The 15,264-nt window shown below is 36.3% G+C and carries 16 protein-coding genes; 11 read left to right on the forward strand and 5 right to left on the reverse strand.

Annotated features, from left to right (window positions below):
- From PSE83_RS15850 to PSE83_RS15900, 11 genes are all read left to right on the forward strand, one after another.
- A partial coding sequence (locus tag PSE83_RS15850; RefSeq protein ID WP_272660987.1) for a PAAR domain-containing protein occupies positions 1 to 126 on the forward strand: 126 nt, incomplete at its 5' end.
- A gap of 210 nt (positions 127 to 336) precedes the next feature.
- On the forward strand, positions 337 to 546 hold the full coding sequence (locus PSE83_RS15855) for a hypothetical protein (RefSeq protein ID WP_110591228.1): 210 nt from the start codon (positions 337 to 339) through the stop codon (positions 544 to 546).
- A gap of 1,391 nt (positions 547 to 1,937) precedes the next feature.
- Positions 1,938 to 2,192, forward strand: coding sequence for a helix-turn-helix domain-containing protein (locus PSE83_RS15860; protein ID WP_004258030.1), 255 nt, complete (start codon positions 1,938 to 1,940; stop codon positions 2,190 to 2,192).
- Positions 2,193 to 2,297: 105 nt separating this feature from the next.
- Positions 2,298 to 2,858 carry a fimbrial protein gene (locus PSE83_RS15865; RefSeq protein WP_004258027.1) on the forward strand — a complete coding sequence of 187 codons (561 nt, stop codon included), beginning with the start codon at positions 2,298 to 2,300 and terminating at the stop codon, positions 2,856 to 2,858.
- A 54-nt stretch (positions 2,859 to 2,912) separates the two neighbouring features.
- Positions 2,913 to 3,611 (forward strand): fimbrial biogenesis chaperone, encoded by a 699-nt coding sequence (locus tag PSE83_RS15870; RefSeq protein WP_272660976.1) that lies wholly within the window; start codon positions 2,913 to 2,915, stop codon positions 3,609 to 3,611.
- 16 nt (positions 3,612 to 3,627) lie between these two features.
- Positions 3,628 to 6,111, forward strand: a complete 2,484-nt coding sequence (locus tag PSE83_RS15875) for a fimbria/pilus outer membrane usher protein (RefSeq protein ID WP_272660977.1) — start codon at positions 3,628 to 3,630, stop codon at positions 6,109 to 6,111.
- 13 nt (positions 6,112 to 6,124) lie between these two features.
- Positions 6,125 to 6,652, forward strand: coding sequence for a fimbrial protein (locus tag PSE83_RS15880; RefSeq protein WP_036958016.1), 528 nt, complete (start codon positions 6,125 to 6,127; stop codon positions 6,650 to 6,652).
- The gene (locus tag PSE83_RS15885) at positions 6,645 to 7,163 is read left to right on the forward strand and encodes a fimbrial protein (protein ID WP_004258018.1); all 519 of its coding nucleotides are present in this window, start codon (positions 6,645 to 6,647) and stop codon (positions 7,161 to 7,163) included. The genes PSE83_RS15880 and PSE83_RS15885 overlap by 8 nt, the downstream gene beginning before the upstream one ends.
- Before the next feature lie 10 nt (positions 7,164 to 7,173).
- Entirely contained in the window at positions 7,174 to 7,806 is a 633-nt protein-coding gene (locus tag PSE83_RS15890; protein WP_232062744.1) for a fimbrial biogenesis chaperone, read from the forward strand.
- 8 nt (positions 7,807 to 7,814) lie between these two features.
- The gene (locus PSE83_RS15895; protein ID WP_004258012.1) at positions 7,815 to 8,867 is read left to right on the forward strand and encodes a fimbrial protein; all 1,053 of its coding nucleotides are present in this window, start codon (positions 7,815 to 7,817) and stop codon (positions 8,865 to 8,867) included.
- 215 nt (positions 8,868 to 9,082) lie between these two features.
- Positions 9,083 to 9,577, forward strand: coding sequence for a nucleoside deaminase (locus PSE83_RS15900; RefSeq protein ID WP_050763755.1), 495 nt, complete (start codon positions 9,083 to 9,085; stop codon positions 9,575 to 9,577).
- Between the two features lie 65 nt (positions 9,578 to 9,642).
- Here the strand turns inward: PSE83_RS15900 and PSE83_RS15905 are convergent, their stop codons facing one another.
- Genes PSE83_RS15905 through PSE83_RS15925 form a run of 5 tightly spaced genes read right to left on the reverse strand, consistent with a single transcriptional unit; the run spans position 9,643 to position 15,258 of the window.
- A complete protein-coding gene (locus PSE83_RS15905; protein ID WP_004258005.1) occupies positions 9,643 to 11,286 on the reverse strand; it encodes a thiamine pyrophosphate-binding protein in 1,644 nt (547 codons plus the stop codon).
- A 41-nt stretch (positions 11,287 to 11,327) separates the two neighbouring features.
- Positions 11,328 to 12,797, reverse strand: a complete 1,470-nt coding sequence (locus tag PSE83_RS15910) for an aldehyde dehydrogenase (protein WP_198633885.1) — start codon at positions 12,795 to 12,797, stop codon at positions 11,328 to 11,330.
- Positions 12,798 to 12,810: 13 nt separating this feature from the next.
- A complete protein-coding gene (locus tag PSE83_RS15915) occupies positions 12,811 to 13,602 on the reverse strand; it encodes an aspartate dehydrogenase (protein ID WP_172767582.1) in 792 nt (263 codons plus the stop codon).
- Positions 13,603 to 13,613: 11 nt separating this feature from the next.
- On the reverse strand, positions 13,614 to 14,408 hold the full coding sequence (locus PSE83_RS15920) for an SDR family oxidoreductase (RefSeq protein ID WP_004257995.1): 795 nt from the start codon (positions 14,406 to 14,408) through the stop codon (positions 13,614 to 13,616).
- Positions 14,409 to 14,418: 10 nt separating this feature from the next.
- Positions 14,419 to 15,258 (reverse strand): alpha/beta fold hydrolase, encoded by an 840-nt coding sequence (locus PSE83_RS15925; protein WP_272660988.1) that lies wholly within the window; start codon positions 15,256 to 15,258, stop codon positions 14,419 to 14,421.
- Between the last annotated feature and the right edge of the window lie 6 nt (positions 15,259 to 15,264).

Raw genomic sequence — 15,264 nt, forward strand, 5'->3', positions numbered from 1 at the left:
AAAAAAAACGGCACTATCGTTGAAGGTGATAGCTTAATGAAAATTAATGGTATCCCTGTTGCGCTAGAAGGTCACAAAGTCGCTTGTGGATGTTCTGGGGGCTGTGTGCTTGTTGCTGTAGGCTAAATGTTAATGTGTTTTAACTTCTCATATAGGTCGCATATCATTGTCACGTGTTGCTGCTTTACTTTGGTTACTCGTTAGTGAGATAAAACTAACCGTTTAAATGGCAAGAATTGAATCCATTAAAAACCATCAATAATTAGTTTATCCCTATGAGTATCTACCTAAAGTAGATATGGTTACTATTCACTCAAGGCCCTTAAAAGGAATTGTATGCAGGATTTACTGGATGTAATTATTGATTTCCTCTCCTCGTTCAAGTGGCGTACTGCAGTAATGATTGTTGCAGGTGTCGCTGTGCTAATTAGCGGATTTAATGATTATTTTGTTATTGGGTTCTTTTCTATCGCTTTAGTGTTGTACTCCCTAGATATCTGGCGGTTTATGGGTAAAACAAGAAAATTAAACAATCCTTTTAAATGACTTAGGATTAAATGTGTTGATACCGATAATTGGGCTTATAACAACGGTCATTATTGATCTTATTTTGATATATTTAATTTTTTGCTGTTTTAAAGGAATTCGAAGTTCGAGTCTTTCAACTGTATTCATCAGGTTTGCTCTTGCATCATGTTGTAGTATCGTGATGTTGTATAGTATTTCAATTAGCTTATTATTCTTAGGCTCATTTATTCGCTAAAGATATAATTATTTTTGGTGCTAAATAATTTAATTAGCAGTGGTTTTTTATCATGTCCTTTACTACCTGAATGTCTAACAAAAAATATTTTAGATAATATTCTTATGGGAAAAAGGCACTGGAAGTATTCACATAGCCATATATTAATTGCTCAAGTAAAACCTGTTATTATTAAGTTGAGTTAGTTATTGCTCTTCTTTTTTAATAATATCTAGTCCATTGGTTGGATCTTTATCCTTGTTTAACCATAAATTATATATTTTAGTCATTTCATGTAGAGCTGGTATTTTCATTTCATTCCGTAGTCAAATTTGAATAAACTTATCTTTTTTGTTTTTCTTTATATAGTCGCGTAAGTAGAATATTTTCCCCTGAGGATTGCATTTTGATACTAATGCATCTAGTACCTCTCTGCGAATTTTGGTGCTAAGAGTAGTAGGATAATATTTTAGATTTTAAAGGACGTATATTTAATTATAACCAATTGAATAAGATACATATATTATTTATATCAAATAAGTTAATGGGTTAGGTAGAGTTCATACAATTAGGTATTAAAATAAATGTGTAAATTCCACGATAAGGAATTAGTATTGTAATTTAGTGTAAATGTTATATTTGTTTTTTATCAATTCAGTATGAATATAAATTATCCAAATAGGATAAGATATGTTTACCAGTATCATTTTGTAAGTTTTAATGTGTTTTTAAAGTAAAATTTGTAAGCAAATTGTCTAACTTTTTTAGAGTTATAAAGTAATATACATAGGTATAGTCACTATGTTTATTTTATTTTTTTTTATTTTCAGATGATAATGTTAACGTTATCATTTGCTGTATAAGGATGAGTGATGAGAATTTAACCTATAGACGGCTAACTGTTAACGTTAACTTAAGCTCTGAGCATTGTGTTTCAGTCTGTGATTAATTGTTTCATTTTATGTGTTTGTAACATGATTAAAGGTTGGTAAAAACAAGTTTTTCAATGGAGAAATATGAACAAAACGGGGTGCAACACGTGTAAGGAGTAAATGGAAAATAATTCATATTTGTGTATTTGAAAAATATAAATTAAATTCAGGTCCATAGCTTGATACTTGATATAGGAAAATAATTAAATTTTATCTCTAATATTAAATTGTCTACTCTAATATTATATTTTCTGGTGATAAAAATGAGAGTTGAAAATGACATATTAAATAGTGCGGCGTCTTCATTTTTAAAAAAATTAAGAAAACAAAATGGTATCACAGAAGGTGAATTAGCCATATTATTAAAAATAAGCCAACAACAAGTCTCAAGGTATGAAAATGGAAAAACACAATTGACCATAGGACGGGTAAATCAATATCTTGAGATATTTGGCTTGGACTGGAATTACTTTACTAATGAAGTAATTAAAAATGCTAAAAGATTAAATGGCATTTAATTGTTTTTTATTAAAATTTAATGCTATTAAATAAGATAGGCGATAATTATATTTTAATTATTATCTGTCGGTAATAAAAACAAACTAAATAAATTAGGAATATATATGAATATTAAAAATAAACTTGCTGTATTATCTGTAGTTGTTTCTTCAATTATTTGTAGTTCAACATTTGCTGCAGAAAATGATCCTCTCCCTGCATTAACAGTTAATGGTGGCAAAGTAACATTTAATGGTGAGATTACATCTGGAGCTTGTGCAATTTCTGGATCAGATACTGACAAAATTGTTACTTTAGATACAGTTAAAACAACAACTTTTACTGCTGCAGACCAACTTGCAATGCGAGCTAAGCCATTCAATATTAATTTGGTTGAGTGTGATACTGCAACTCGTAAATCAGTTCAAATTTCATTCAATGGGCAAACTGTTGATGGTAAGCCTGGTTTATTAGCAAATACTGCTGGTGCAGGCTCTGCGGAAAACGTAGGTCTACAATTGTTTAATCCAGATGGTAGTCCATTAGAAATTGGCGCATTAAGTTCAAAAGTTGATTTAACTGATACAACTACTATTCCATTATCTGTTGATTATAAATCAATAGGGGCCGTAGTAACTGCTGGTAAAGTTCAATCTGTAGCTAACTTTATGCTTACCTACAATTAATTTTATTAATGATTGGCCAGTGATGGCCAATCATTAATCATGGAGCTTGTTTATATGCTAAAAAAAATATTCGTTATATTATCTTTATTTTTCTTTTTCTTTTTCTTTTGCCAATCGGTCTATGCTGGCGGAGTCTCACTAGGTGCAACTCGATTAATTTATCCAACTGAAAAAAATCAAATAACATTAAAAATATATAATAGTGATAAAGATGGAAATTACCTTGTTCAATCATGGGTATCGGATGATCATGAAAAAAAAAGTACTGATTTTGTAATAACACCGCCTTTATTTGTAATTAAATCAAATTCAGATAGCTTATTGAATGTTGTTTTTACTGGGGATAAAGAACAGTTACCTAAAGACAGAGAGAAGTTATATTATCTAAACTCAAAAGTTATTCCATCTTTAACAGAACAAGAACAGAAGATAGATAATGCATTATTAATATCAACGACAACTAAAATAAAGCTTATTGTTAGACCTAGTGAAATTAAAGGAAATTCATTTGAGTCATACAAAGATTTAAAATGTAGTTATGAAAATAATAAATTAAGAATTGATAACCCAACTCCATTTTATATGAATTTAGTATCTTTGACTATAAATGGTGTTGAAGTATCAAAAGCAGAAACGATAGCACCAAAAACATTCATCCATATTAATAATAATGATAAGAGTAAAAAATTATTTTTCAATTTCATTAATGACTATGGTGTTCAGATAAAAAATATACAGTGTAACTTTGTTTAATTCTGGAAGTATATCTATGCGAATAATAAGAAAATTTTTTTTGATTAGTCTATTTTTACATTCTAATGACTTACATTCGCAAGATTACTTCAATCCTTTATTTTTAGGTTCTGATGTTTCTTCTATCGATGATTTGTCTTATCTTTCGGCAGGCAATAATGTTACACCTGGGAAATATTTTTTAAACCTGAATGTTGGTGATGGATTTATTAGAAATGTTAGTATTGAGTTCAAGCAAAGTAATGATAAGAAAGTTATAGTTTGTTTTACAAAAGAAATTGTGAGTTTGATTCCCTTTAATAAGGATACTCAAGAAAAAATTAATCTATCAAAAATAAATGATAATGAGTGTATTGATATTGATAAATACATAAATAATTTTAGCTATAATGTTGACTTGTCAAAGTTAACACTAACACTCTCAATACCACAAATATATCTTAATTCCATTAGATCAACCTTGGCAAGCGAGAATGATTGGGATGATGGTATTTCTGCACTAATGACAAATTACAATTTAAATGGGTCATATTCAAGAAATAATAGAATGAGTAACTATTCTTCTCTGTTTTTGAATTTAAATAATAGGTTGAACCTAGGTGCTTGGCGCATCAGTTCAAACTTATACTATAATCAGAATAAAATGGGGTCAAAATCAAATCATGAATGGAAGTCAAATAATATTTCAATCTTAAGAAATATAAATTCAATTAAAAGTACACTTATTGCAGGCCAAACTGTTTTAGGTTCAATGATTTTTGACTCAAATCCGTATATAGGTATCACATTATCTACTGCAAATGAAATGCTACCAGATAGCGAAAAAGGATATAGCCCAACAATTAAAGGTATAGCAGAGTCTAGATCAAAGATAACAATTAAACAAAATGGAAATATATTGTACCAAGAGTATATTAACCCAGGTCCATATAATATTGATAATTTAAACTCTGTTGGTACAAGTGGTGACTATGAAGTTGAGCTAACATCAGGTGAAGGCGTAGTAACAAAGTATATCGTTCCATATTCTTCTTTACCGAATTTACTACGAAAAGGTAGTTATAATTACTCACTTACTTTTGGGCAGCTAGATATAACATCAGCCAAAAAAGATAAGTTTGCTCAAGGGACAATTGGAATTGGCTTACCACTAGATTCAACTCTTTATACGGGATATCAAATTGCGAGTGGCTATCTAGCTACTGGAATCGGTTTAAGTAAAGATATTGGTGCATTTGGAGCTTTATCTATTGATACAATACAAGCACAAGCTAAAATACATGATAAAAAATATAGTGGGGGGTCATATAGAATATTGTATGCGAAATCATTTAGTGATATTGGTACAAATATTCAGTTGACAGGATATAGATACTCAACATCTGACTATTATACTTTTAGTGAAGCTAATTACAGAAATAGTTACAAAGGTGAAATAAATGATTACTTATTTTATTCAAGTAATGAAAGGAAAAAGAACAGCTTTCAAGTAAATATTTCTCAAAGTTTAGGTGACTATGGACAATTATATGCATGGGGAAATGTTAATTCATACTGGGGGAGCGACTTAAAATCTAAAAATATTCAAATAGGCTGGAATAAGACATTGTCTCAGTATAATAATATTATACTATCAGCTAGCTATAATAAAAATACGTATAGCCATAATACAGACAATATATTTTACTTGTCATTATCTATCCCATTGTCAAATGCGATGGATAAAAATAGAATGTATATTACAAATAGTACCACTGTCAATGACTCAAAGTATAACACTATGACAAGTCTATATGGTACGGCATTAAATGAAAAATTAAATTATAATATTTATCAAACTATAAATAATAATAATGATAATAAATCAAATTTAAATCTACGTTATAAAGCAGATGTAACAGAACTTAGCGCTGGAACATCATTTTCAAATAATTCAAAAGAGCTTGATTATGGAGTCACTGGTTCTGTCCTTGTTCATTCTGGTGGTTTACTTTTTGCTAGAGAGGCAAATGATACTGCAATTTTAGTTGAAGCCAAAGGGGCTGCTGGAGCTAAAGTTGATAAAACAGGTGAAAATATTACTATCAATAATAGTGGTTACGCTTTAATTCCTTACGCAACGGCATATCACTATAATGATATAGGTCTATCACCTGAATCATTAGGGGCAGGTTATGATATTGATGGTAAAATTATAAAAGTAGCTCCGACACGAGGAGCTATCAGTAAAGTTATTTTTGATGTACGTAAAGGGTATAATTTTTTAGTTTCACTTCAGTATCAAGAAAAACCAATTAAATTTGGAACAGTAGTAGTTAATGATTCTGGAAAAAATATATCTATTGTAAATGATGATAGTACAGTTTATTTAACTGGTGTTAAACCTAATTCAAGCTATACAGTAAATATAGATAAAGATAAACTTTGTAAGTTTTCTATTAAATATGATGAAAATGATAAAATGAAGAATATTAACAAAGTTAATGTGGCGTGCCAATAATAGGAACTATATAATGAAAATAAATATTATTTTTTTAGTTATATACTTCATCGGTTTTTTTGCGTACGCAGTCGATGTCACAGTTAATGTTAATGGTGAAATATTAACACAAAGCTGCAATGTGACGGGTAAGGATTTAATTAAAAATATCAATTTTTTAGATTTAAATCCAAGTGATTTTAATCAAATTGGCTCGACTAGTGCTACGCAACCTATTTCAATACATCTCGAGAATTGTTCTGGTAAAGTTAATAATATGTCATATAAATTTTCTGGGGAGGAAGATGATAACGACCCAACCTTATTGAAAATATTAGGAAAGGCAAACAGTCTTGAAGGTGATATTGCTACCGGACTTGCTATTGAAATATTAGATAAATACCGGAAAAAAATTTCATTAAATACAAAGTATGCTTTGAATGAAGTTATCACAACCCCAAGTTATGACTTGAATTTCTATTTAAGATATAAGTCAACTCAAATAAATATAGGATCAGGTGATGCGTCATCTTTACTTTTTTTGGATATTTATTATGAATAAAATTATTGGGTTTTTAATAATATTCCTACTTCTTCCTAGAGTTGTTTTTAGCGAACAAATAAAAATTAACATTAATGCAAATGTTATGGAGCGTAGCTGCACTGTTTCTAATGATACAGCTAGTTTACTAGTCGGACTTAATCCTAACGATTTGAATGGAAAGCTGGTCGGTATTCCTTTCACTGAAACACCATTTTCAATTGTTCTAGAAAATTGCCCTAAAAATATTAATTCTGCTCATATTATATTTACAGGTGTAAATGATACTATAATGACTAATTTATTAAAAAATTTAGATGAAACAGATGCTGGTGCAAGTAATATTGCAATAGGAATTTATGATAACAATAAAAAAATTATAGATATAAGTAATAATAAAACAACTTTAAAAATTGACCATAACTTAGTGAATAATATTTTTAATTTTTACGCTTCTTACATTAAAACAAGTAATACTTCTTCTGCAGGTAAAGTGCTCTGTATTGCAAATTTCGAGTTGTCTTATGATTAATAGAATTTTAATGGCTATATTTTTTGTTTTCTTTATTACCAATGCATTTTCTGGTACAACACTTGTTGGTACACGGTTTTTAATTAATAACGAAAATAAATCATTAAATATAAAAATAATGAATGATGAAAATAGTGATTATTTAATAAAAAGTGAATTAAGTGATAAAAGATTTATCATATCACCACCACTTTTTTTACTTCCTAGAAACAGTAATGGTATTATAACAATATTACCAACAACAGCAATTGATAATATATCAGATGAATTAATTAACTTAACTGTTACATCAATTCCAAAGTCAGATTTAAATAGTGGTGAAAATTCTATTTCTCTAGCGATTCGCTCACATTTTAAAGTTATTTATCGACATCGTAAAATACGAGAAAGTGATTATGATAAAATAAGTTTAATCAATTTTAATAAAGAGTTTTATTTGATTAATAAATCAAAGTTTATTTTTACAATTTCAGTTTCAAAAGATAAGCAATATAATAATGAACGGATAGTAAATATAGTTCCAGAGGAAAAGGTGAAATTAAACGATATTTGTAAAGGTAATACATGCCATATATGGGTTAATTTTTATGATGAGAGTAATGACGTAATTAAATCACTGGATTTATCATATAGTAAAAATTAGGAATTAATATGAAACAATGTAGTACAACGTTTTTTTTTATTGCTTTTTTATTTCAATCGGGTCAAGCTTTTGGTATCCCTGAGTACACGTATAATACTAATTCTATGACTAACATAGAGATCACTGGGCCTGCCGACCAAATACCATTTGGTGAGATTATTAAAAACTCTGGTTCTCGGAGAGGAATAAGCATATGTAATAGTAATAGTATAAACTATACACTTGGTCGAATAGAGTACCAACCAATAGCTCATTGGAATGGGCAATCTTATCAAGCATCACCTTCTCACCCGATGATTTATTTATTTGAAACTGGTATTTCTGGATTTTCATTTTCCCCTATTGGGGGATTTAACGAAAGTTTTGTCCCGTTACCGGTTAAAAATACAGTCGTTTGGGAAGGTAGTTTAAGTAATAATTCACGAATAGCATCTCCTATTAAAGTCACTATAGGTGTTTTTATCTACAAAGGACCGGATAGAATTATTGGAAGTGTGGTGATTCCAAGTCAAAAAATGTATCGATATGCGTGTTATGATGATGTTGGAAATCTGCAAGAGATAGTTAATGTACAATATAACCCAATAACTGTTAATGCTACTGTTTCTAGCTGTGCACCAACAAATAAAATTGTCTCTGTTGAAATGGAAAAAATTCCAGCAAGTATTATTGAAAAGGCAGACGCATCAGAAAATATAAGCCTAAAAAGACAATCATTTTCACTACAATGTGACCCTAATATAAATGTATATGTATCAATTGTTGATTTATCTGATACAACAAATAAAACTACGGTTTCAACGCTAACAGCTGATTCTTCTGCATCAGGTGTTGGATATGCTGTAATAGGTTTAAGCGGACAACGATTACAATTTGGCCCAGATGGCTCTGCTCCAAATATTCCAGGCCAACAGAAATATTATATTCAGCGTTCTGGTACCGCTGAAAAAAATAACTCAATTAGTTTTAGCTTGGGTTTTGGCTATGTACGTAAGCCAGAAGAAGAATTCAAAACGGGAACAGCAAATGCAATGATTGGCTTAACATATTCTTACCAATAATTAGCTGTTTTATATAAAGTTGCAGTTAGTGATAAACTAAATATCTGACTTGAAAATTAGAGTAGGTACATTCTTTAGCGTTGACTCTCTAATAGCTCAGTTTTTTTAGCATTAATGAGAATGGCCATTTTTTATGTTTTACTAGCCCAGTAAACTTGATATATCTATTTAAACCATTTGTAAATTATATAAATCCACACATGAAGGTAGTGTATATGGAAAATAAATCGAAAAACAATGCGCAACAGTTTGAATTGGATATTCAGTTTATGACTCAGGCTTTAGCTTTGGCTACGGATGCGGCGAAAAATGGTAATGAACCCTTTGGTGCGGTATTGGTTAAAAATAACCAAGTCGTTATGACTGGTGAAAATCATATCCATACTGAAAGTGACCCGACCTATCATGCGGAGTTAGGTCTCATACGCCAGTATTGCTCTGAACATAAAGTCATGGATTTATCAGATTATACGCTGTATACCAGCTGTGAGCCATGTTGTATGTGTTCCGGTGCAATGGTATGGAGCCAATTAGGTCGGATGGTTTATAGCCTTTCTCATGATGAACTCGCAGAGATTGCAGGTTTTAATATTATGTTAGGTAGCGATGAGATTTTTGCCAAAAGCCCCTTTAAACCTGAAGTGGTTAAAGGCGTCTTAAAAGAGCAAGCTATTTCTATTTATACGCAATATTTTAAGCCAAATTTATAGCCTTGACTGCATCATTATCTATCAATGAAGTAGGGTGGCTTGTGCCACCCGTATTAGTTTGAAAGTTAAAATAATTTTTTCTGTGGTGGGCCTGAGAAATTCATTTTGCCAATGCTATTCATTAACACTTCAACGACAACAGGTTGCTTCAAATCGACGGCTTGGCGTAGTGTTGATTCGAAATCTGTAGCTTTATCTATCGTAAATGCCTGAATCCCCATAGATTGAGCGAGTTGGCTAAATGAAGGCGTGAGTAACTCATTATAGTATTGGCGGTCTGAAAAATATTTTTCCTGAATACCTCGCATTACGCCATAACCTTGGTCATTCATAATAATCAGAACAATGGGGAGCTGCTCTTGTGCCATGGTGGCCAATTCACCTATGCCTAACATTAACCCGCCATCACCCACTAAGCCAATAACAGGCACATTCGGATTTGCTTTGGCACTGCCAATTGCCATAGCGAGTCCTAGACCAATCGCACCGGCTAATGAGTGAATGTTGTGCATTGGTTGGGTCGCTTTGAGTAAACGGCTTCCCCATAAACTCCCTGATACCGTAATGTCTCGGACAAAAATACCGTTACTCGGTAAGACTTGCTCCACGGTATCACTGAGTTGGCTATAAGGGCCACATTGTTGCCTGAGTTGCTCTTCTGCCTGCTGTACGGCCTCTTGCACTTGTTTTTTCCACTGAGTAGAGATAGGGCGCTTGGCTTGTTCAATTTTATCGGCAAGTGCTTCAAGTAAACTTTTGCAATCCCCAGTTACGGTTAAGTCGGCTAAATAGTTGCGATTGGCTGCGAGTGGGTTTATATCGATTTGTATGATGGGATGTGGCAAAGGTAATGACCATGTTTTGGTTTCATTACTGCGTAAACGCGAGCCAGCGACGATGGTTAAATCACATGAACGCAGTAATGCATCAATGGAATCTGCATTATGAAAAGCACGTAAGCTGAATGGGTGGTCATCCGATAAAATACCTCGCCCATGGGTGCTGCTGATGACGGCAATCCCCGCATCAGCAAGGCGTTTGACAGCATCTTTTGCTTGTAGAGCACCTGCGCCAACCCATAATAGAGGCTGTGTAGCGTGTTGAAGTTTATCCCAAATTGCATTGACTAGCGATGTACAACAGTCAGGCAGCGTAGAAGGGGGAAGTGGCACACTGAGCACAGATAATGGCACTTGCGCACTTTGAATATCAATTGGAATTTCGATAGAGACAGGGCCGCAAGGTATCGTTTGAGCAACCTGAATGGCTTTATGTAGAGTGGCAACGGCTTGTTCGGGGGTATGAACACGAAAAGCTAGCTTAGAACTCGAACGTAAAAAGCCGAGTTGGTCATGGGTTTCATGAATAAACCCTGCGTCCATATCCAGATAAGCTTTTTCAACTTGCCCAGTAATATGGATCATGGGGGAGCATGCATTCATGGCTTCAATCATTGAGCCAACAGCATTCCCAGCTCCTGCTCCCGTACTGGTTAACGCTACCCCTAATCCAGTAAAACGGCTATGTGCATCCGCCATGGTAACGGCTCCTGCCTCTCCACGACTTGGCGTAAAATCAATCACTTTTCGGCGCCCGATAGCATCTGCTATGGGTAAATTATGAATTGAAATAACCCCATAAACCGTTGTGACTTGGTATTGTTCGAGTGTTCTGGCGATAGCTTCGCCAACTGTAATCATTTCAGACATTTTATTCTCCTCAATGCTGTCATAATCCGGTGACGGATTTGCTATTCACACCAACGGTTTGGTTGTGGGTTAAGTGCTAGAAATAGGCTTTTTTGTTGCATATAGGCTTTGAGGCTTTCAATGCCTTTTTCACGACCGATGCCACTTTCTTTAAAGCCGCCAAATGGCGTTGAAATAGAAAAAACTTTATAGGTATTAACCCAAACGGTACCGACATCAAGCGCATCGGCGAGCTTAAACGCCCGGGTGTAATCTTTTGTCCAAATGCCTGCTGCAAGCCCATAAACAGAATCATTAGCTTGTTGAATTAAATCGTCTTCATCATCAAATGGCATAACGACGAGTACGGGACCGAAAATTTCTTCTTGGCAAACAGTAGATTGGTTATTTAAGCCTTCGATAATCGTCGGTAAAAAATAGTTGCCATCTTGGAGTACAGGGTCAGCCGGTGCAGTTCCACCAATACGGATCTTCCCGCCTTGTTGTACGGCTTGTTCGACATAGTTTCTGACGCTGTCTCGGTGCGAAGGGGAGATTAATGGCCCCAAATGAACGCGCTCTTGCCTTGGGTCACCAATAATCAGGTTGCGGGTCAGTTGCGTTAATTTTTCCATAAAAGATGAGTAGATATCTTTAGCCACAAACAGACGCGAACCCGCGATGCAGGCTTGCCCCATCGAACTAAAGATACCGTAGCAAACACCGTGTGCAGCAATATCAAGGTCAGCGTCTGACAACACGATAGTTGGGGATTTACCCCCAAGTTCGAGTGACGTGGTGATAAGTTTATCTGCCGCAATGTGAGCCAGTTGTCGTCCCGTATTGGTGCCACCCGTAAAGGAGATTTTTTTCACCAGAGGGTGGCGAACCAGTGCATCACCGACAATCGAACCTTTACCCGGGAGCACGCTCAATAGGCCGCTGGGTAAACCCGCTTGCTCAAATAGCTCAGCTAATTTTAATGAAATTAGAGGTGTGGTTTCCGCAGGTTTTAAAATGACCGCGTTACCGGCGGCAATCGCTGGGGCAATTTTTTGCATATCACTGGCAATCGGGGAGTTCCATGGCGTGATTGCGGCGATCACGCCAATGGGTTGGTAAGTACTTATGGTCATCAGTTCTGGCTGGCGGCGAGGCGGAAGCTCACCACCTGAGACTTCACAAACCGCGGCAAAGTAGCGAGCAGTTGCTGCTGCGCTCATTACTAAGCCACGCGCTTCTGCCCAAGGCTTGCCGTTATCTAAGGTTTGTAATTGGGTTAATGCTTCGCAGTTTTCATCAATTAAGCGACTAACCTTGTATAAGATAGCCGCCCGTTGGTGAGCGGGAAGGGTGCGCCAAGAAGGCATCCTCCAGGCCATATCAGCTGCAATCACGGCGTCTTCGACATCTTCCAAACTTGCACTGTTGAGGGTGGCAACCACTTGGTTATTTCCCGGAAAACGCGACTGCATTTCAGACCCGCGACCTTGCTGCCATTGGCCACCAACAAAAATATCCATGTTGTTCATTATTTGGCTCCTATTAAATAGCTTGCTGCCCAGCGATACGACGACAAATTTCAACAGCACTTAAGGCGGCTAACATCGATGTTTTCGGGTTGGAGGGGAGAGGATTTCCATTGAGTTCAATACAGAAATGGCCAAAATCACCCATAACATCAATGCGATGTGAATTGTGTGTGGTGTTCGGGTCAACAACTAATTGAACTTGTGTGGCATCCATCCCAATGCCATACAGCGCGATAGTGGCAGCGACATTGGCATTTGCGGGAAAATTCAGAGCTGCTTCACGAGCACTGCCACTAAAGAACACCGTAGGCTGTGTCACTTGTGACAAATCGACATAACGCTCAGCCGCGCCATTGCGCCAACTTGCGGGGCTTTTACGTGACTGGTAGGTCACCTGAGTGATATTGGCTTCTTTTGCCGCACGTAAGCCATCAAGCCCTGCAACAGCGCCAGTCAGTGGGATCAACTGGCTGTGGTGGCGTTGGGTTAAGGCGACCAAGTGTTGTTCAAAGTCCGTGTCTGCAAGTGCACCTGTAGAGATAATGGCCAGTGTCCAGCCTCTTTCTAGTACCGTTGGTGCATATTGCTTAACGGCTTGGTGCCCCGCGCACTCCAACACTAAATCAGGGGGAACGATATTATTATCAAGGCTATCGATAGGTGTGACAGCCCCTTTGAAGCGTTCCAAGATAGCTTGGTGGTGATGAGGCCGAGCAATAATGTAGCGCAGTGTTATCTCATCAGGTAAGCGAGTAATCACTTCTTGCGCCATTGCACCATAACCAATCAACATGAGTGTTTTCATCATTAAGTCCTTTAAATATGATGGCTAAAGCCACCAGAAACATCTAAAGCGGCACCCGAGGTAAACGACGCCATGGGAGAGGCTAGAAAGACTAAGGCACGCGCGGGCTCTTCGGGTTTTCCTAAACGTTGCATTGGTATGCCTCTTTTTTTAGCGATATCGCCAATCCATTGTTCCCAATCGAGATTCTTGTCAGTGCGATTTTCGAAGCGACGTCGCCATTGGTCGGACTCCACCATGCCAAGTAAAATAGAGTTCACGCGGATCCCTTTAGGTAACAGTGTTTTCGACAAGTTTAGTGTCATGTTTAATAGTGCTGCTCGAGCTGCCGAGGTGGCGACCATATGCGGTTCAGGTTGTAAGGCCAGCAGTGAATTGACACAGGTAATAGAAGCAATATTTGATAGTTCTAAGAATGGCAAAAAAGCATTCACGGGGTTAATCACACCAAATAGTTTGAGTTGGGCTTCATGTAACCACGCTTCTTCGGGGGTATCGCTATAGCTTGCGACATAGCCTTGCCCTGCGTTGTTAATCAATATATCGACTTGGCCATATTGCTGATGAACCTGTTTTGCGAAGGCTTCGGTTTGTGTTTTATCAAGAACATCACAAGAGTGTGCGATAAAATGCCCTTGGGGGTAGAGCTCTTGTAATGTTGTGAGCGCTTGCTGAAGTTTGTCTTGATCACGGCCGCAGAATGCCACTTTACAGCCTTCATCCAGTAAGAGTTTGACGGTTGCAAAGCCGATGCCGGAGCTTCCTCCTGTCACGACAGCAACACGGTTATTTAACTGTAAATTCATGAGTCTTCCTTTATTCGGCTTGGCAATAGAGCGTCTCTAAAAATTGTTGTAAGTGGTGGTTAAAGGCGTCTGGCGCATCTAAATAACTGGCGTGTCCCGCTTGGTTTATCAGAAAGTAAGGGCAGTTTTTTTGCCGTGCGAGTCGCTCTACTTGCGCTGGTGGCGTAATGGTATCTTCTGTGCCAACCAGTATTTCCAATGGGCCATCATAGCGATTTAAATATTGGCTGATGTCATCATGAGCTAGCATCCACGCAGCAGCTAAGAAACCTGTGGGGTTGAGCTTCTTCATGTTCTGTTGAACCCAATTGACTTTTTCAGTAGTTGCGTTGGCGGATAACAAAGCAGCGGCACGGTTTTGCGCATATGCCTCAATACCGGAACTAAAAACAATATCATGCCGCTGTTGGTAAACTTGCTTTTGTTGGTCAGGGCTTTTTGTGGCATAACCTTGTGCGGGGTTCGCTAATATTAATCCTTTCACTTTATTGGGATATTGTGCTGCAAAAGCGCTTGCCATTATGGCGCCAAGAGAATGCCCCACTAACACGATGGGTGATAAGGCTAATTTATCAATGAAAGCATTTAATGCATTTGCGTAATCAATTGCGGTAGGTGTTGCCGTCTCTAGATCATGGCTTTCTAAATAGCCGGGGGCATCCCAGCTATAGAGATGGTAATGGTCTGTCAGTGATGGGCTCATCAGTTGGCTTACCCATGAAGCAGAACCAGAGCTGATACCATGCAGTAATACGACAGGGTGCCCTTGGCCGGCTTCCCGCCAACTTAGGCGATATGGCCCAAAGTCTGCCACCTGTGGTTCTGGGAGTTTTTTATTGAGCAAATTCATCACTGA

This window comes from Providencia sp. PROV150 (genome assembly GCF_028481025.1).
Classification (GTDB): Bacteria; Pseudomonadota; Gammaproteobacteria; order Enterobacterales; family Enterobacteriaceae; genus Providencia; species Providencia hangzhouensis.